Source organism: Pseudomonas pseudonitroreducens (assembly GCF_021603645.1).
Taxonomy (GTDB): Bacteria; Pseudomonadota; Gammaproteobacteria; order Pseudomonadales; family Pseudomonadaceae; genus Pseudomonas; species Pseudomonas pseudonitroreducens.
Genome location: NZ_BQHJ01000004.1, coordinates 434088 through 452409, shown reverse-complemented (window position 1 = coordinate 452409; position 18322 = coordinate 434088). Strand labels below are relative to the sequence as shown.

20 protein-coding genes are annotated in these 18322 nt (G+C 65.8%); 18 read left to right on the top strand and 2 right to left on the bottom strand.

Features of this window, described 5'->3' with window-relative positions; genetic code table 11:
* Both L6D89_RS12580 and L6D89_RS12575 read right to left on the bottom strand, forming a co-directional pair.
* On the bottom strand, positions 1–1143 hold the full coding sequence (locus L6D89_RS12580) for a DUF1615 domain-containing protein (protein ID WP_373874945.1): 1143 nt from the start codon (positions 1141–1143) through the stop codon (positions 1–3).
* Positions 1144–1226: 83 nt separating this feature from the next.
* Positions 1227–2120 carry a DMT family transporter gene (locus tag L6D89_RS12575; protein WP_236199904.1) on the bottom strand — a complete coding sequence of 298 codons (894 nt, stop codon included), beginning with the start codon at positions 2118–2120 and terminating at the stop codon, positions 1227–1229.
* A gap of 130 nt (positions 2121–2250) precedes the next feature.
* Between L6D89_RS12575 and L6D89_RS12570 the strand changes: the two genes are divergently transcribed.
* From L6D89_RS12570 to L6D89_RS12485, 18 genes are all read left to right on the top strand, one after another.
* Positions 2251–2688 (top strand): Lrp/AsnC family transcriptional regulator, encoded by a 438-nt coding sequence (locus L6D89_RS12570; protein WP_236175390.1) that lies wholly within the window; start codon positions 2251–2253, stop codon positions 2686–2688.
* Positions 2689–2905: 217 nt separating this feature from the next.
* Positions 2906–4372, top strand: a complete 1467-nt coding sequence (locus L6D89_RS12565) for a sigma-54-dependent transcriptional regulator (RefSeq protein WP_236199903.1) — start codon at positions 2906–2908, stop codon at positions 4370–4372.
* Positions 4369–5373: an NADH-quinone oxidoreductase subunit B family protein gene (locus L6D89_RS12560; protein ID WP_236199902.1), complete on the top strand. Its 1005-nt coding sequence runs from the start codon at positions 4369–4371 to the stop codon at positions 5371–5373. The genes L6D89_RS12565 and L6D89_RS12560 overlap by 4 nt, the downstream gene beginning before the upstream one ends.
* 11 nt (positions 5374–5384) lie before the next feature.
* On the top strand, positions 5385–6842 hold the full coding sequence (locus L6D89_RS12555; RefSeq protein ID WP_236199901.1) for a nickel-dependent hydrogenase large subunit: 1458 nt from the start codon (positions 5385–5387) through the stop codon (positions 6840–6842).
* A 14-nt stretch (positions 6843–6856) separates the two neighbouring features.
* Positions 6857–7306, top strand: coding sequence for a nickel-responsive transcriptional regulator NikR (nikR, locus tag L6D89_RS12550; protein ID WP_236175387.1), 450 nt, complete (start codon positions 6857–6859; stop codon positions 7304–7306).
* A 5-nt stretch (positions 7307–7311) separates the two neighbouring features.
* Positions 7312–8628: a PAS domain-containing sensor histidine kinase gene (locus L6D89_RS12545; protein WP_236199900.1), complete on the top strand. Its 1317-nt coding sequence runs from the start codon at positions 7312–7314 to the stop codon at positions 8626–8628.
* A 154-nt stretch (positions 8629–8782) separates the two neighbouring features.
* Positions 8783–9811, top strand: a complete 1029-nt coding sequence (locus L6D89_RS12540; protein WP_236175385.1) for a HoxN/HupN/NixA family nickel/cobalt transporter — start codon at positions 8783–8785, stop codon at positions 9809–9811.
* A gap of 380 nt (positions 9812–10191) precedes the next feature.
* On the top strand, positions 10192–11277 hold the full coding sequence (locus L6D89_RS12535) for a hydrogenase small subunit (RefSeq protein WP_276574798.1): 1086 nt from the start codon (positions 10192–10194) through the stop codon (positions 11275–11277).
* A gap of 23 nt (positions 11278–11300) precedes the next feature.
* A complete protein-coding gene (locus L6D89_RS12530) occupies positions 11301–13157 on the top strand; it encodes a nickel-dependent hydrogenase large subunit (RefSeq protein WP_236175384.1) in 1857 nt (618 codons plus the stop codon).
* A 59-nt stretch (positions 13158–13216) separates the two neighbouring features.
* Positions 13217–13882 (top strand): Ni/Fe-hydrogenase, b-type cytochrome subunit, encoded by a 666-nt coding sequence (cybH, locus tag L6D89_RS12525; RefSeq protein WP_236199899.1) that lies wholly within the window; start codon positions 13217–13219, stop codon positions 13880–13882.
* On the top strand, positions 13879–14514 hold the full coding sequence (locus L6D89_RS12520; protein WP_236199898.1) for a HyaD/HybD family hydrogenase maturation endopeptidase: 636 nt from the start codon (positions 13879–13881) through the stop codon (positions 14512–14514). Before cybH ends, L6D89_RS12520 begins: the two co-directional genes overlap by 4 nt.
* Before the next feature lies 1 nt (position 14515).
* A complete protein-coding gene (gene hypC / locus L6D89_RS12515; RefSeq protein WP_236199897.1) occupies positions 14516–14842 on the top strand; it encodes a HypC/HybG/HupF family hydrogenase formation chaperone in 327 nt (108 codons plus the stop codon).
* Entirely contained in the window at positions 14839–15321 is a 483-nt protein-coding gene (locus tag L6D89_RS12510) for a thioredoxin domain-containing protein (protein WP_236199896.1), read from the top strand. The genes hypC and L6D89_RS12510 overlap by 4 nt, the downstream gene beginning before the upstream one ends.
* The gene (locus L6D89_RS12505) at positions 15318–16199 is read left to right on the top strand and encodes a hydrogenase expression/formation protein (protein WP_236199895.1); all 882 of its coding nucleotides are present in this window, start codon (positions 15318–15320) and stop codon (positions 16197–16199) included. The genes L6D89_RS12510 and L6D89_RS12505 overlap by 4 nt, the downstream gene beginning before the upstream one ends.
* Positions 16196–16420: a rubredoxin gene (locus tag L6D89_RS12500; RefSeq protein WP_236199894.1), complete on the top strand. Its 225-nt coding sequence runs from the start codon at positions 16196–16198 to the stop codon at positions 16418–16420. The genes L6D89_RS12505 and L6D89_RS12500 overlap by 4 nt, the downstream gene beginning before the upstream one ends.
* Positions 16413–16889 (top strand): [NiFe]-hydrogenase assembly chaperone HybE, encoded by a 477-nt coding sequence (gene hybE, locus L6D89_RS12495; protein WP_236199893.1) that lies wholly within the window; start codon positions 16413–16415, stop codon positions 16887–16889. Before L6D89_RS12500 ends, hybE begins: the two co-directional genes overlap by 8 nt.
* Positions 16886–17968, top strand: a complete 1083-nt coding sequence (locus L6D89_RS12490) for a HoxV (RefSeq protein ID WP_236199892.1) — start codon at positions 16886–16888, stop codon at positions 17966–17968. Before hybE ends, L6D89_RS12490 begins: the two co-directional genes overlap by 4 nt.
* A complete protein-coding gene (locus L6D89_RS12485) occupies positions 17961–18308 on the top strand; it encodes a hydrogenase maturation nickel metallochaperone HypA/HybF (protein ID WP_236174670.1) in 348 nt (115 codons plus the stop codon). The genes L6D89_RS12490 and L6D89_RS12485 overlap by 8 nt, the downstream gene beginning before the upstream one ends.
* Positions 18309–18322: the final 14 nt, after the last annotated feature.

Genomic DNA, 18322 nt, shown 5'->3' with positions numbered 1-18322 from the left:
TCAGTCCTTCGGCACCCGCCCCAGGCAGCGCTGGTAGCGCTCGTCCACGCGCTGGGCGAACCACGCGGTGGTGAGCTGGCGAGTGATCTTCGGGCTGTGCAGCGTGATGCCCGGCAGCATGGCCCGCGGCATCGACTTGCCGGCGGAGCGTTCGGCCAGGGCGAAGACCTTGGTGTAGAGCTCTGACTGGGTGAACTCCGGCTTGTCGCCCAACTCCAGGTCGCGGCGAATTTCCCGCTCGCTCATGCCCAGCTTCGGCCCCAGGGTGCGCACCGCCTTCTCGGTGCTGCCGGCGTCATAGCTGCCGTAGAGGATCACGTCCCCGTCCAGCGCCAGGGTGATGCCGGTGAGATCCGATACCACTCGCTGGAACGCGGCGTTGCGGCTGGCGTACCAGCCGGCGTTGAAGTCGGCGAAACGGTACAGCTGGCGCGGGTAGTTCACCGGGTAGCCGAGCAGATGGGCGATGCCGAAGTACATGCCGCCACGACGGCTGAACACCTCGCGGCGAATGCTGCCATCCACCGGGTACGGATAGCCGTCGGCATGGGCCTGGGCAAATTCGATGCTGACCTGCATCGGCCCGCCGGTGTGGACCGGGTTGAAGCGGCCAAACAGTTGCTGGCCCAGCGGCACACCGCCGATGAAGTCATCGAAGATCGCGCTCAGCTCGCGCTCGGTCTTTGCGCTGGCCAGCCGTTGGCTGTAGGTGCGGCCGTTCGGCGACTTCAGTGCCAGCGCGGTATCGATGAGGAAACCCGGCACGTGGACCTTGCTCGCCCGCCGGTCGATCTCGGCGCGGGCGATCTTGCCCAGCCCCGGCACGGGCGGGTCGGCCTTGAAGTTGGACTCCTGCTCGGTGATCGCCACCACCGAGCAGAGGTTCTCGGTGGTCGCCGGAATGCGCTGGGTGGTGAAGGCGACCTGGATGTCCTTCGCCCAGCCCTGGCGGTCCGCTGCACCAGCGGGAATCAGCCTGGCCAGTTTGCCACGCACCTCGTCCGGCGTCGGCTCAGGCACGCTCGGCGCACGAGTACCGCAGCCGGCCAGCGCCAGCAGCGCGGCCACGCCCAACAGGTGAATGAAGCGTGATGAAGGCCTTTTCAGGCTGGATGAATCTGCCGTCAGGGCAGCCGCAGTCATAGTCCGTTCCTTGCTCGAAGTCCGCCTACAGGACCGGTGCGCAGCGGCACAGGTTCCCCGGCATTGTCAGGCAAGCATGGATTTCAGCGCCAGGCCAGGCGCCGCAGGTTCAGGCTCCAGCCGCGCTGCATGCCGGCGGCGGCCAGCAGGATGGCGACCACACCCAGCCATTGCAACGGGGTCAGGCGGTGGCCGAAGGCGAACCAGTCGACGAAGATCGCGGCGATCGGGTAGATGAACGACAGCGCGCCAGTCAGCGCCGTCGGCAGTTTCTGGATCGCGCCATAGAGCAGCACGTACATGATGCCGGTGTGCACGATGCCCAGGGTCGCCAGGCTGGCCCAGGCCGTGCTCGCCTGGGGCAGCGACGTCAGATTGGCCCAGGGAGCCAGCAGCAGCACACCGGTCACCGCCTGGATCAGTGCGATCAGATGTGGCGGCACGCCGGTCAGGCGCTTGATGATCAGCGCGGCGACTGCATACAGCGCCGCCGCGCCGAGCGCCAGGGCGACACCACCGAGATAGTCGCTACCCACCTGCCCCGCTTCGCCATGCGCGCTGACGATTGCCAGCATGCCGAGGAAGGAAACGCCGAGCCAGGCTAGTTTATGCGCGGTCACCTTCTCGCCGAGGAACAGCGCGCCCAGCAGCACCAGCAGGAACGGCTGCACGTTGTAGACCGCCGTACCAATGGCAATCGATGCCCGCGAATAGGAGCCGAACAGCAGTACCCAGTTGCCAACGATGGCGGCGCCGCTGAGCAGCGCCAGGCCAAAGGTGGCGCGGGTGAGAATGCCCGGGCGCAGGAAGCCCATGGCCGCGCAGATCAACAGGAGCGTCGCGGCACCGAATGCGCAGCGCCAGAACACCACGTCCAGCACCGGCTGGCCGGAAACCACCACCAGCCAGCCGATGGTGCCGCAGATCAGCATGGCGCTGATCATCTCCAGGGTTCCGCGTCTGATTGGCTCGTTCATGGTTCACCTCCACTCGTTGGCGACCAGTATGAACAGGTGGATTCGCGCACTCCATCGCCTGACGCAGGCAAATCCAGGCAATCACCTTTACTATCAAGGCCATTACCCGAAACAACCTTCCGAGACCAGGATGACCGACGAAATCGACCAATTGCTGATCACCGCGCTGATGGCGGACTCGCGTCTTTCCCTCAAGGCGCTGGCCCAGGCCAGCGGCCTGAGCTCCCCCAGCGTGGCCGAACGCCTGCGCAAGCTCGAGGAACGCCAGGTCATCACCGGCTACACGGTCAACGTCGACCCACGCGCCTTCGGCTACCAGCTCCAGGCCATCGTTCGTGTGCGCCCGCTGCCGGGCAAACTGCAGGAAGTCGAGAAGCAGATCCTGGCCATCCCCGAGTTCACCGAATGCGACAAGGTGACGGGCGAGGACTGCTTCTATGCACGAATGTGCGTGCGCTCCATGGAGCAACTGGATGAGATACTCGACCACCTCAATGGCTTCGCCGAGACCAACACGGCCATCGTCAAGAAGACGCCGGTGAAACGGCGTTTGCCACCCATGGCGTGAGGCGCCCCCCTGCGCCAGACAACTCGCGGCGAAAGCCAGGCATTCAAGGCAGGTAATCCAGCAGGATTGCCGGATCAGGACCTGGTAGCGCTGCGCGGGCAGCCGACTAGTCCAATGGTAGTGTTCCCTTTCACCTGCCTGATTCGAATGTCATGATTCGGCGACCGCCGGGTCAGTTGGCCCGGCACTCGTCCCGTGACACTTGAATTCGGCGTCCATGTCTTCACTCGGCGGCTTTGACTCACACCTCCCGACCGTTCTGGTCATCGATGACGAACTACGCTCCCGCGAAGCCTTGTCAAGGGTGCTCGACGGCGAGTTCCAGGTGCTGCTCGCCAACTCGGCCGAGCAGGCCCGCGAGCTTCTCGAACAGCATCCGATCTCAGTGATCCTCTGCGACCAGCGCATGCCCGGCGTACAAGGCATCGAATTTCTCAAGGAAGCCCGCGAGCGCTGGCCCGAAGTCGTGCGCATCGTTCTCTCCGGCTACACCGACTCCGAAGACATCATCGCCGGCGTCAACCAGGCCGGCATCTACCAGTACCTGCTCAAACCCTGGCTGCCCGACCACCTGCTCACCACGGTGCGCAACGCCGTGGAAAGCCGGGCCCTGCACAACCACATGCAACGCCTGGACGTGGAGCTGCGCGCGGCCACCCCGGTGCTGCGCCGACGCAATCAGCAGGTGCTGGACAAAGTACGCGACGCCTTCGATTTCGCCCGCATCGTGCGCGAGCCCGGCAGCCCGCTGGACGCCGTGTGCGAACTGGCCGCGCGGGTGGCGCGCTTCGATCTCTCGGTGCTGCTGCTCGGCGAGTCCGGCACCGGCAAGGAACTGCTGGCCCGCGCCATTCACTACGCCAGCCCACGCGCGGAAAAAGCCTTCATCATGGAGAACTGCGCAGCGTTGCCGGACTCCCTGCTCGAATCCGAGCTCTTCGGCCACAAGCGCGGCGCGTTCACCGGCGCTCACCAGGATCACATCGGGCTGATCCAGCGCGCCCACGGCGGCACCCTGTTCCTGGACGAGATCGGCGATACCTCGCCGGCCTTCCAGGTCAAGTTGCTGCGTGTCCTGCAGGAAGGCGAGTTGCGCCCGGTCGGGGCCAGTACGCCGGTACGGGTGGATGTGCGAGTGATCGCCGCCACGCACCGCGACCTGGAAACCGATGTCCGTGACGGGCGTTTCCGCAGTGACCTCTATTACCGACTCGCCGGTGTATCGCTTGGCCTGCCGCCACTGCGCGAACGCAGCGGCGATCTGATTCCGATCGCCAGCAAACTGCTGGCCGATGCCAGCCAGGAACTCGACCTGCCCGGCCTGCGCTTTGCCGCCGACGCCCTCGGCAGCCTGCTGCACTACCCGTGGCCAGGCAACATTCGCGAGTTGCGCAATGAGATCTACCGCGCCGCGGCGCTGTCCGAGGGCGCGGAAGTCAGCGCCCGGGCATTTTCCCTGAAGGTGCTGCAAGGCCAGGCACGGCATGCACGGCCCGCCTCCTGCGTGACCGGAACGCCTGCCGGCACACTGCAGGAGCAGCTCGACGCCATCGAGGCGGCCTTGCTCAAGGAGGCACTGCTACGCAACCACTGGAACAAGACCCATGCTGCGCGCGAGCTGGGGTTGTCACGCGTCGGCCTGCGCCAGAAACTGCGCCGCTTCGGCCTGGAGGAAACGCCATGAGCGCCCCTTTCCGCGTCCTCTGGTTGCAGTCCGGCGGCTGCGGCGGTTGCAACATGTCGCTGCTGTGCGCCGATACCCAGGACTTTGCCGGGCTGTGGCGCAACGCCGGGATCGACCTGCTGTGGCACCCGTCACTGTCGCTGGAAAGCGCTGGCGAAGTACTGGCGATCCTCGATGACTGCCTGAGTGGTCGCACCCATCTGGATGCGCTGTGCATCGAAGGCTCACTGCTGCGCGGGCCCAATGGCAGCGGCCGCTTCCATCTGCTGGCCGGCACCGGCGTGGCGATGATCGACTGGGTGCGACGCCTGGCGGACGTCGCCGACTACACCCTGGGCATCGGCACCTGTGCCGCCTACGGCGGCATCACCGCCGCCGGCAGCAACCCCACCGACGCCTGCGGCCTGCAGTACGACGGTGAGCGCCTCGGCGGCCTGCTGGGCGCTGAATACCGGTCACGCAAAGGGCTGCCGGTGATCAACGTCGCCGGCTGCCCCACCCACCCCGGCTGGGTCACCGACACGCTGATGGCCCTGGCCGCCGGGCTGTTCGGCGAGCCTGACCTGGATGCCCTGGGCCGTCCGCGCTTCTATGCCGACCAACTGGTCCACCACGGCTGCACGCGCAACGAGTTCTACGAATACAAGGCCAGTGCGCTCAAGCCTTCCGACCTCGGTTGCATGATGGAAAACCTCGGCTGCAAGGGCACCCAGGCCCACGGCGACTGCAACAATCGCCTGTGGAATGGCGAGGGCTCCTGCACCCGCGGCGGCTATGCCTGCATCAACTGCACGGCGCCTGGCTTCGAGGAACCCGGCCACGGCTTCCACCTCACGCCCAAGCGCGCCGGCATCCCCATCGGCCTGCCGACCGACATGCCCAAGGCCTGGTTCGTTGCCCTGGCGGCGCTGTCGAAATCAGCCACGCCAGAGCGCGTCCGGCAGAACGCCACCGCCGACCATGCGCTGATCGCCCCGGTCATCCGCCGCACCCGCCGCTAAGGAATTCGCCCATGACACGTCTGCTGGTCGGTCCGTTCAATCGCGTTGAAGGTGATCTCGAAGTCCAGCTGGATATCGAGGATGGCCAGGTGCGTTCGGCACGGGTCAACGCCACCATGTACCGAGGCTTCGAACAGATCCTCCGCGATCATCCGCCACTCGATGCGCTGGTCTATGCGCCACGCGTCTGTGGAATCTGTTCGGTTTCCCAGTCGGTCGCCGCCGCGCGAGCGCTGGCCGGGTTGGCCGGCGTCCAGCCGCCAACCAACGGTCTGATCGCCACCAACCTGATGGCCGCGACAGAGAACCTCGCCGATCACCTGAGCCATTTCTACCTGTTCTTCATGCCGGACTTCGTGCGCCCGCCGTATGCCGACCGCCCCTGGTTCGCCGAGGCGGTGCAGCGCTTCACTCCGCACACCGGCACCCAGCAGCGTGTGGCCCTGGCCGCGCGCAAGCGCTGGCTGGACCTGATCGGTACACTGGGCGGCAAATGGCCTCACACCGGCTCCATCCATCCGGGTGGTTCCACCCGCGCCATCGACGCGGCCGAGCGCCTGCGCCTGCTGACACGGGTACGCGAGTTCCGTCAGTTCCTCGAAAGCGAACTGTTCGCCGCCCCGCTGGAACGCATCGCCGGGCTCGCCAGTGAAGACCAGCTGTGGTCCTGGTACGCCGAAGCACCAGAACAAGGCGATCTGCGCCAGTTTCTGCGCATAGTCCTCGACAGCGGACTGGAGTACCTGGGCCAGGGGCCGGGACTGTACCTGTCCTACGGTGCCTATCCGCAAGCCGACGGCACGCTGGTTTTCCAGCGCGGCCTGTGGGATGCGGCACTGGGGCAGGTCCGCCCGCTGGTGCTGGATGCGATTCGCGAAGACGCGAGCAGTGCCTGGCTGGATGACAGCGCAGGTCCACTGCACCCGGCCGAGGGCGTCACCGAGCCCAACCTCGACAAGACCACGGCCTACACCTGGAACAAGGCGCCGCGCCTGGCCGGCGCCGTGCTGGAAACCGGCGCCCTGGCTCGCCAGTTGATCAACGGCCAGCCGCTGCTGCGCGATGCCGCCGCCCGCTGTGGTGGCAGTGTCTATACGCGCCTGCTGGCACGCCTGGTGGAATTGGCACGGGTTGTGCCAATGATGGAAGGCTGGTTGCTTGCATTGCGCCCTGGCGAACCCTACTACCTGGACTGCCAACTGCCCGACGACGGCAGCGCGGTCGGCCTTACCGAAGCCGCTCGCGGCGCTCTCGGGCACTGGCTCAAGGTCGAGCAAGGGCGCATCGCCAGCTACCAGATCATCGCCCCGACCACCTGGAATTTCTCGCCACGCGATATCCAGGGTCGTCCCGGCGCCCTGGAGCAGGCCCTGGAAGGCGCACCGGTGCGTGCCGGCGAGCAGAACCCGGTGGCGGTGCAGCATATCGTCCGCTCGTTCGACCCCTGCATGGTCTGCACCGTGCACTGATCCGGAGTATCACCATGCAACGCCTGACCATTTCCCTCGACGACAACCTGGCCGACGCGCTCGACCAGTTGATTCGCGCCCAGGGTTACGGCAATCGCTCCGAGGCACTGCGCGACATGCTGCGCCGCCACATCGAGCAGTCGCGCCTGCGCCAGGCTGGCGAATCGTTGCACTGCGTCGCCAACCTGAGCTACGTCTATGACCACCACGCACGCACCCTCGCCGAACGGGTCATGACCTTGCAGCACGACCACCACGACCTGACCATTGCCAGCCAGCACGTACACCTGGACCATGACCACTGCCTGGAAAGCCTCATGCTCAAGGGGCCGGTGGAGCAAGTGCGCGCCTTCGCCGAACGCCTGAGCGCCGAGCGTGGCGTGCGCCACGGGCAGTTGAACCTGATCCCGGTAGCCACGTCGAACACCGATCACGCCCACCCGCACCTGCACCCCACGAGCTGACGCCCATGGCCCGCAAACCTCCGTCGCAACTGGATGAAGACGCCTGGCTGGAAGTCATCGGCAAGATGGACGAGGTTTACTCGCAACTGGTCCAGGACGAGATCGAGCTGGAGCAGAAGAACGCCGAGCTGGAGCAGTCCCAGCAGTTCATCGCCAGCATGCTGGCCTCGATGTCGGACATCCTCCTGGCCTGTGACCCGCAAGGCCTGATCGAGGAATCCAACCAGTCGCTGCGCAAACTGGTCGGTGGCGATGAACAGGGCCTGCTCGGTCGCCCGGTCTATTCGCTGCTCGGCGATGAGGCCAGCGTGGATCGCCTGCGCAATCTGCTCGGCGGCCTGCGCCGGGACAACGCCAGCGCCAGCGTCGAAGTGAACTTTCTCGGCGCCGAGGGTGCGCTGCTGCCGGTGGACCTCAGCTGCACGGTCCGCAGTGGCCACCACGGTCGTTGCCTGGGCCACGTACTGGTGGGCCGACCGCTGGGTGAACTGCAGCACGCCTACCGCCAGTTGCACGACACCCACGAAGCGCTCAAGCGCACCCAGCAGCAACTGCTGCACGCCGAGAAGATGGCATCCCTGGGTCGCCTGGTGGCAGGCGTTGCCCACGAGCTGAACAACCCGATCAGCTTCGTGCTCGCCAACGCCCACGTCCTGGGTGGCTACGGCAAGCGCCTGCAGGATTACCTGCACGCGGTCCACGAGGAGGCACCCGCCGCGCAGCGCGATGACCTGCGCCGGCAACTGCGCATCGACCCGTTGCTCGCGGACCTGCCCTCGCTGATCGAAGGCACGCTGGAAGGCGCGCAACGCACCGCCGATATCGTCAGCGCGCTGAAGCGTTTCTCCGCGATGGACCGCGGGCACCCAGGCGAGGCTTCGCTCAACGACGTCATCGAACGCGCCATCCACTGGATCACCCGCGGCACCGCGCCGGACCTGGTGGTGCATTGGCAGCCGGTTGGCGACGTGCAGGTCCAGGGCAATGCCGGGCAATTGCTGCAAGTGCTGATGAACCTCACGCAGAATGCCTACGACGCCGCACGCGCCGCCGCCGCGGAGCCTCCACAACTATGGATCGAACTGAGCCGCCAGCCGGGCTGGGCCACGCTTACGCTGCGCGACAACGGCCCCGGCATCGCCGAGCAATACCTCAGCCAGGTATTCGAGCCCTTCTTCACCACCAAGCCGCCCGGCCAGGGCACCGGCCTGGGCCTGGCGATCAGCTACGGCATCGTCGAGCGCTGCGGCGGCTCACTGGAAGCCGGCAATCATCCCTCGGGGGGTGCGCTGTTTCGTCTGCGCCTGCCGACGCTGGACTGAGCTCAGTGCAAACCTGCTTTCCACTCCGATGAGCAAACTGCCAACCAACTGACCGCCGACCTGTTCTGATCCGCCGTTCCGGCGCGGCGGCAGGCTTGGCACAGCGCTTGTATGAGGATTTTTCGATTCTTCATACAAGACCGCTGGAGACCCCATGCCTCGCCCGGCCTCGCCCCGCTCGACCATCACCCTGTTCATCGGCCTGATCACCGTCAACCTGCTCGCCTGGGCCTGGGCCCTTGTCGCTTTCAGCGACTATCCGATGCTGCTGGGCACCGCGGTCCTCGCTTACAGCTTCGGCCTGCGCCATGCCGTGGACGCAGACCATATCGCTGCCATCGACAACGCCACACGCAAGCTGATCCAGGAAGGCCAGGCCACGCAAAGCGTCGGTTTGTACTTCTCCCTTGGCCATAGCAGCGTGGTGATCCTCGCCTCGGTGTTGATCGCCCTCAGCGCGGCCAGCCTGCAGGATGAACTGGAATCCTTCCATGGCATCGGCGCGCTGATCGGCACCTCGGTTTCGGCGGCTTTCCTGCTGCTGGTGGCGCTGATCAACCTGGTCATCCTGCGCTCGGTGTATCGCGCCTTCCGGCGTGTCCGCCAGGGTGAGCGCGTCGGCGAAGCCGAGCTGCAAGGCATGCTCGCCGGCAGCGGCCCGATAGCGCGCCTGGCACGCCCGCTGTTCCGCCTCATCCGCCGCAGCTGGCATCTCTACCCGCTGGGGTTCCTGTTCGGCCTGGGCTTCGATACCGCCACGGAAATCGGCCTCCTCGGCATCGCCGCCAGCCAGGCGGCGCAGAACCTGCCAATGCTCTCGATCCTGGTATTCCCCGCGCTGTTCACCGCCGGCATGGCACTGGTCGATAGCGCCGACAGCGTGCTGATGACCGGGGCCTATCGCTGGGCTCAGGTACGGCCGGCGCGCAAGCTCTACTACAACCTCACCATCACCTCGGCATCGGTGCTGGTGGCGCTGCTGGTCGGCAGCATGGAGGCGCTGAATCTGCTGGCCGAGCAGCTGCAACTCGAAGGCGGGGCGTGGGATTTCATCGCTCAGGTGAACGAGCACTTCGGCCTGCTCGGCTTCCTGATCATCGGCCTGTTCGCTGCCACCTGGCTGCTTTCCTGGGCGTTCTACCGCTACAAGGGCTACGACCGCCTGGACCTTGTCGCAGCCTGAACACTGAACACTGAACAGAGCATTTCCATCCAGGCCACCAAAGCGATAACGGCATGACCGGCTGGCGCCCGCACCTGTTGTCGAGCCCCGGCGCGAAACGCAGCAGAACCCCGCCATTCAGGCCTTTTCGCGCCGAAACACGCTTCGTGATCCGGCATGCGACCAAGTGGCACAGGTTTTGAAGTATCCGGTCATGTCATTCGATCGCCCTACCCCGTCCCCCTGCGCAGTCGAGCGCCACCACCGTGCGCCGGCTGCCATTGCCACCCGTGATTCCACCACCACGCCGACCTACCGGTCCGCCTGGCCCGTGTGCCGCGCCAGAAGCGTTGGCGCACACCATTCCCAGGAGCCAAAGAGCCTGGCCGAGGAGAAAACAAGTGACTGAAACCTTCTATGAAGTGATGCGCAGGCAAGGCATCTCGCGGCGCAGCTTCATCAAATTCTGCTCGCTCACCGCCACATCGCTGGGCCTGGGGCCAGCCTTCATGCCGCAGATCGCCTGGGCCATGGAGAACAAGCCGCGCACCCCGGTGCTCTGGCTGCATGGCCTGGAGTGCACCTGCTGCTCCGAATCCTTCATCCGCTCCGCGCACCCGCTGGCCAAGGACGTGGTGCTGTCGATGATCTCGCTGGACTACGACGACACCCTGATGGCCTCCGCCGGGCACCAGGCCGAAGCGATCCTCGACGAGGTGATGACCAAGTACAAGGGCAACTACATCCTCGCCGTCGAGGGCAATCCGCCGCTGAACCAGGACGGCATGAGCTGCATCATCGGCGGCAAACCCTTCGTCGAACAACTCAAGCGCGTTTCCCGCGACGCCAAGGCGATCATTTCCTGGGGCTCCTGCGCCAGTTGGGGATGCGTGCAGGCGGCCAAGCCGAATCCGACCCAGGCAGTGCCGATCCACAAGGTGATCACCGACAAGCCGATCATCAAGGTGCCCGGCTGCCCACCCATCGCCGAGGTGATGACCGGGGTCATCACCTACATGCTGACCTTCGACCGCATTCCGGAACTGGATCGCCAGGGCCGGCCGAAGATGTTCTACAGCCAGCGAATCCACGACAAGTGCTACCGCCGGCCGCACTTCGACGCCGGCCAGTTCGTCGAGGCCTGGGACGACGATTCCGCACGCAAGGGCTACTGCCTGTACAAGGTCGGCTGCAAAGGCCCGACCACCTACAACGCCTGCTCCACCGTCCGCTGGAACGGCGGCACCAGCTTCCCCATCCAGTCCGGCCATGGCTGCATCGGTTGCTCGGAAGAAGGGTTCTGGGACAAGGGCTCGTTCTACCAGCACCTGACCGATATCAACGCCTTTGGCGTGGAAGCCAATGCCGACCAGATCGGCCTGGTCGCCGCCGGCACGGTCGGCGCGGCAATCACTGCCCACGCCGCGGTCTCTGCCATCAAGCGCGCCAGCAATGGCAAGGCGCAAACCTCCACGCACGACGCCTGAGCGCAGTACAGGAAGCCTGATTCATGAGCAATTATTCCACCCAGGGTTTCGATCTGGACAACAGCGGTCGGCGCATCGTCGTCGACCCCGTGACCCGCATCGAGGGCCACCTGCGCGTCGAGGTCAACCTCGATGCCAACAACGTGATCCGCAATGCCGTCTCCACCGGGACCATGTGGCGCGGCCTCGAAGTCATCCTCAAGGGCCGTGATCCTCGCGATGCCTGGGCTTTCGTCGAGCGCATCTGCGGCGTGTGCACTGGCTGCCATGCCCTTGCCTCGGTTCGCGCGGTGGAGGATGCGCTGGGCATCCACATCCCGCCCAACGCCCACTTGATCCGCGAAATGATGGCCAAGACCCTGCAGGTACACGACCACGTCGTGCACTTCTACCACCTGCATGCGCTCGACTGGGTCGACGTGGTGTCGGCGCTCAAGGCCGATCCCAGGGCGACCTCGGAACTGCAGCAACTGGTCTCGCCGGCCAACCCGAAGTCCTCTCCGGGCTACTTCCGCGACGTGCAGAACCGCCTGAAGAAGTTCGTCGAAAGCGGCCAGCTCGGTCCATTCATGAACGGCTACTGGGGTAATCCGGCGTACAAGCTGCCGCCGGAAGCCAACCTGATGGCAGTCACTCATTACCTGGAAGCACTGGACCTGCAGAAGGAGTGGGTAAAGATCCACACCATCTTCGGCGGCAAGAACCCCCACCCCAACTATCTGGTGGGCGGTGTGCCGTGCGCCATCAACATCGATGGCGACCTCGCCGCGGGCGCTCCGCTGAACATGGAGCGACTGAACTTCGTACGCGCACGCATCGACGAAGCGCTGGAGTTCGTGCGCAACGTCTACGTGCCCGACGTGCTGGCCATCGGCACCCTGTACAAGCAGCAGGGCTGGCTGCATGGCGGCGGCCTGGCGGCGAGCAACGTGATGGACTACGGCACCTACGCCAAGGTCAATTACGACGACAGCACCAACCAATTGCCCGGTGGAGTCATCCTCAATGGCAACTGGGACGAGATTCTGCCAGTGGACCTGCGCGATCCGGAGCAGGTCCAGGAGTTCGTCAACCACTCCTGGTACCAGTACCCGGACAACAACCAGGGGCTGCACCCCTGGGACGGCATCACCGATCCGCATTACGAGCTCGGCGCGGCGACCAAGGGCACCCGCACCGCGATCGAAGAGATCGATGAAAGCGCCAAATACTCCTGGGTCAAGTCGCCGCGCTGGCGCGGCCATGCCATGGAAGTCGGCCCGCTGGCCCGCTATATCCTCGGCTACGCCCACGCACTCAAGGGCAATCCGCATTGCCAGCGGGTCAAGGAGCAGCTGGAAAGCTCGCTGCAGGCGGTCAACCACGCCCTGCCCCGCGCCCTCGGCCTGGGCGAAACCGACTACAGCGCCAAGCAACTGCTGCCCAGCACCATCGGCCGCACCCTCGCCCGCGCGCTGGAAGCGGAATACTGCGCGGAGATGATGGTCGACGACTGGAACGAGCTGATGGGCAACATCCGCAATGGCGACCGCACCACCGCCAACGTCGAAAAGTGGGACCCGAAGACCTGGCCCGCCGAAGCCAAGGGCGTGGGCAGCGTTGCCGCTCCGCGCGGCGCGCTCGGCCACTGGATACGCATCAAGGACGGTCGGATCGAGAACTACCAGTGCGTGGTTCCCAGCACCTGGAACAGCAGCCCGCGTGACGGCAAGGGGCAGATTGGCGCCTTCGAGGCCGCTCTGCTGAACACCCCGGTCGAGGTAGCCGATCAGCCGGTGGAAATCCTTCGCACCTTGCACTCCTTCGACCCCTGCATGGCCTGCGCGACCCACGTGATGAGCGAGGATGGCGTCGAGCTGAGCACGGTCACCGTGCGTTGAGCCGGCCAGCAGTCAGCCGCCGGGCGCGTTCGCACGCCCGGCGCACTTGAGGTGACGATATGTCCGAACATCACACCGAATACGTCTACGAAGCGCCCGTGCGCCTTTGGCACTGGATCAACGCCAGTTGCATCCTGGTGCTGGCGGTGAGCGGCTATTTCATCGGTTCGCCGCTGCCAACCCAGCCGGGCGAAGCCAGCGACAACTTCCTGATGGGCTATATCCGCTTTGCCCATTTCGCCGCGGGCTACCTGTTCGCCGTTGGCATCATAGGTCGCGCCTACTGGGCGCTGGTCGGTAACCATCATGCCCGCGAGCTGTTCTGGGTTCCGCTCACCAGCAAGGCCTATTGGCGCAACTTCGCCATCTGGCTGCGCTACTACCTGTACATCGGGCCGGTACCGGCACCGATCTACGGGCACAACCCGATATCGCGCTTCACCATGGTGTTCATCTTCCTGCTCACCTCGCTGTTCATGCTGCTGAGCGGCTTTGCCCTGTACGGCGAGGGCGCCCAGATGGGCTCCTGGCAGGAAACCCTGTTCGGCTGGATGCTGCCGTTGCTGGGCGGCTCGAACAACCTGCGCACGCTCCACCACCTGGGCCTGTGGATGATGGTCGCGTTCGTTCTGGTGCATGTGTATGCCGCGGTACGCGAAGAAATCCACGGCCGGCTGAACATGATCGGCAGCATCATCACCGGCTACAAGAGCCTGAAGAAATGAGCAGCATCTCCTCCCCCACACCGCGCATCACCGTGCTCGGTATCGGCAACCTGTTGTGGGCCGACGAAGGCTTTGGCGTGCGCTGCGTCGAGGCCCTGCAGCAGCGTTATGAATTCACCAACAACGTCACCCTGATCGATGGCGGCACCCAGGGCCTGTATCTGATTCAGCACGTGCAGCAGGCCGACTACCTGCTGATCTTCGACGCAGTGGATTACAACATGGCGCCCGGCACCCTGAAGTTCGTTGCTGATGACCAGGTCCCGCGCTTTCTCGGCGTGAAGAAGCTCAGCCTGCACCAGACCGGCTTCCAGGAAGTACTGATGCTCGCCCAGCTCACCGGCCACTATCCGCAGCGCGTGCTGCTGATCGGCTGTCAGCCCGAGCGCATGGACGACTATGGCGGCAGCCTGCGCCCCTGCGTGAAGGCCGCACTGGAAATGGCCGTCGACGCCGCCCGCCAGGTGCTCGATGAATGGGGTGGCGCGCCACGGGCACGGACGACGCCACTGCCCGAAGATGAAGCCGTGACGATGCTGAACCTGGACCTGCAGCGTTATGAGAGCGAGCGCCCCAGCGAGCAGGCTGCCTGCCGTCTCGGTGACGAGCGAGTACTGGTGCGGCGCAGCTGACATGTGCATCGGCCTTCCCATGCATGTCCTCGCCACCCGCCCCGGCGCCGCACTGTGCCGCGACCGCCACGGCCAGCAGCGCTGGATCGACACCACGCTGGTGGACGAGTGCGCCAGCGGTGACTGGCTGCTGGTGTTCATCGACGCGGCCCGCGAGCACCTCACGGCCGAGCGCGCGGCAGAAATCGACGCCACTCTCGCCCTGCTCGATGCCGCGATGCTCGGCGAGCAGGCAGATGGCCAAGCGGCCTTCGCCCTGCCCTCGGCCATGAGCGCCGAGCACTTGGCCAGCCTGCTCGGCCAGCCAATCCCCAAGGAGTCCCCATGAACCAGTCCAGCGCTTCCCTGCCCCCAACGTCCGCCATCCCTGAGGCGCCCCCGCTGATCAACCGCCTGGTCGAACAATTCGCCGCCAGCTGGGTTGGCCTGGACACGCTCGACGCCTGGCTGGCCCAGCCCGGTGAAGCGCTGCTCCTGCTCTGTGGTGACCCGGTGCGCCATCCCGAATGCCTCGACGTGGCGGTGATACTGCCCGAACTGTGCAAGACCCTCGCCGAGCGCCATGACTGCCATCCGCGCCTGGGCATCGGCCGCCGGGTAGACGAAGCGGCCCTGGCCGAACGCTTCGCCCTGCGCCGCTGGCCGAGCATCATCTGGCTGCGCGACGGCGGCTACGTCACCCAGATCGATGGCATGCGCGACTGGGACGCCTACCTGCATCTGGCGGAATGCGCCCTGCAGCAGAGCAATGCGCTGATCCCGCTGCGCAGCAACCCCATACAACCCTCACCGGGAGAATGCCAGTGAACGGTGCCCGCCCCATCGACCCACTCCAGTACATCCCGGTGATGGACATCGGCCCTGGCTCGCAGCCCGACGATGACGCCGCCCTGGAATACATCAGCATGCCGCAAGGCATGTATACCCACTCGGTGCCGCAACTTCCCGAGCCGCAGTTGCTGGACGCGGCACCCGGCGCGCGACAGGCGCTCGGCGAAATCCTCCACATGCTGCGCAGCCGGCATGCCGGAGACACGCCGCCCAGCCTCGACCTGCGCGCTTACAGCGAGGCTGACTGCGTACTGCTCGACCAGGTTCTGGGCGAAGGCGAGGTCAGCGCGCGTATCGGCGGCAACGATGGCGTGCGCATCCAGGAGTCGATCTTTGCTGGCGTCTGGCGCGTACTGGGTGGCGGGTACAACCATATCGACGTCGAGGCGGCGCCCGCGTTACTACGCCGTGCCACGAAACACGACGCCTGCGCCGAGGTGTTCGCTCCAGCTCTGCCGCTGCCGCCGGGGGTCATGAATGCGCCGGCCATTCTCACCGAACTGCAGGACCGCACCCTGAGCTGGCGCCCTGGAAGCGCCCCCCATGTCATCAACCTCAGCCTGCTGCCACTCTCCGCCGAGGACGTGCCCTTCCTCGATGAGCGCCTGGGCGAAGGCAGTGTGCTGATCCTCGCCCGCGGCTACGGCAATTGCCGCATCAGCAACACCCGTGTGCCCAACTGCTGGCGGGTACGCTACTTCAACTCCCAGGACGCGCTGATCCTCGACACCATCGAGGTCACCGATCTGCCCGAAGTCGTGCTCGCCGCGCCGGAAGACATCGCCGACTCACTGGAACGCTTCGAAGATGTCATCCAGTGGTTCGAAGGGGAAATCGCGGAGGGCGGCCAATGAACGAGCGCGCCGGTTTCGAAGGCAGCTACCTGGGTGACCGCAGCCGGCTGCCCGCCGATGCACGCCTGGAATGCAAGATCTGCTGGTGGGTCTACGACCCGGCCCTGGGTGATCCGGTCTGGCAGATCGCGCCGGGCACGCCCTTCGCGCAGTTGCCGGCACACTGGCGCTGCCCCAATTGCGATGGCGAGGCCGAACAGTTCATGGTGCTCGATGACTGATCCACTGGTCCGCGCCGAAGCCCTGGCGCAGCGCTTTCGCGAGATTGCCGACACCCGCATGCGAGGCCTGCCGTTAGTCAATCCGGCACTGGAGGTCGAGGCAATTGCATTCGCCCCACAGTATCTGGGAGCGGAATCGCACAGTGGATTGCTCGGTATTCTCATCACGCCCTGGAGCATGAACCTGGTCTGGCTGCCCGACGACGCCGGCAGCGCTCCCATCGAGGGCTCCACCTGCGAGTATCAGGTGGGTGGCGAACGCCTGAGCTTCATCGGCGCGTTCGACGAACAGATCGGCGCTTACCAGAGCTGCTCGCTGTTCTCGCCCATGTTCGAGTTCCGCGACCCGCAAAGTGCCCGGGATATGGCTCGCCAGGTATTGGCCGCGCTGCGTCGGCCTTCGGTCGAACAACCGGCCAACCCGAGCCGCCGCAACCTGTTCGGCCGCCTGGCGGGAATCCGTCAATGAATATCGACGATGGCCTGTCGCGCCTGGCCGGCTCGCTGCGCGTGCGCCCGGCGCAGCAACCAGCGCTGCTCGGCGGTCGCCCGCCACTGGCCGGGCGCCTGTTGCGTGGACAGCCGGCAGAAGCCGCTGCCCGTCATCTTCCACTGATTTACAGCCTGTGCGGCCAGGCCCACCGGCTGACTGCTGAACTGGCCCTGGCCGCCGCAATCCAGGGCAGCGCCGAGCCGGATGATCAGGCCCGGCTGGCCCTTCGCGAGGAGAATATCCGCGAGCACCTGCGGCATATCCTGCTGGACTGGCCGCGCCTGTTGGCGGGCACGCCATCCGCCATGGCGCTGCCTTCGCCGCGGCAGACTGCGGATCTCGACAGCTGGTTCGATGGCTCGGCCCAGGCCTGGCTGCACAGCTGGCGCGCCGCCCCACGCCAGGCGCTACTGGACTGGAGCCTGCACAGCCGTCACCCTCTGGCGCGGCTGCTGCACGACTGTCGACAGCGCGCGGAAGCACTGGTGCTACCCGTCCACGCATTGCCGACCGACCCTGCCAGCCTGCTGGAGGTCGGCCGCAGCCTGCTCGGCAACGAAGACTTCCTGCGCCGCCCCGAGCTGTCCAGTGAACCTCGCGAGACCGGCGCCTGGACCCGCGGACGAGAATCCCACCCGGAGCGCTACGACAGCGCCTGGCTGCGTCTGGGTGCACGCCTGGCCGACCTCGTCGAACTGACTCAGGCACCCGTCGCGCCACTCGAAATGGGCGCCCTGGCCCTGGGTGAATACCGGGCGCTGGCCTGGAGTGAAACTGCCCGTGGCCTGCTGATGCATCTGGTGCAGCTCGAACCCGCCGCCACCGGTTGGCAAATATGTGACTACCGGATACTGGCACCCACCGAGTGGAATCTGCATCCTCACGGAACGCTGGCGCGGGCTCTCGAGGCACTACCCGACGACGCCGTGGCACTGCGCCAGGCGGAACTGCTACTGGCGGTGTTCGATCCCTGCCTACCCTACCGGCTGGAGAGTCCCGTACCCGCTCCAGTCGATCATCCAGCCAACATCGCCGGAGCGCCACGCCATGCATGAAGTCAGCCTGGCCGGGGGCATTCTCGCCGCCGTCGAAGATGCAGCGCGCAAGGACCCGTTCCGCCGCGTCAGCCGCCTGCGCCTGGAAGCCGGCAAGCTGGCGGGAGTCGAAGTCGAGGCATTGCGCTTCGCCCTTGAAGCCATCGCTCCCGGCAGCCTGCTCGATGGCGCACAGATCGAGATAGAACAGCCGGACGGCCAGGCCTGGTGCCTGGACTGCGCCGCCAACGTGCCGCTGATCCAGCGCGGCGCGCCCTGCCCGGATTGCGGCGGCTTCTGGCTGCAACCCAATGCCGGCACCCAATTGCGCATCCTCGACCTCCAGGTCGAGGATCACTGACCCCGCGACAGGAG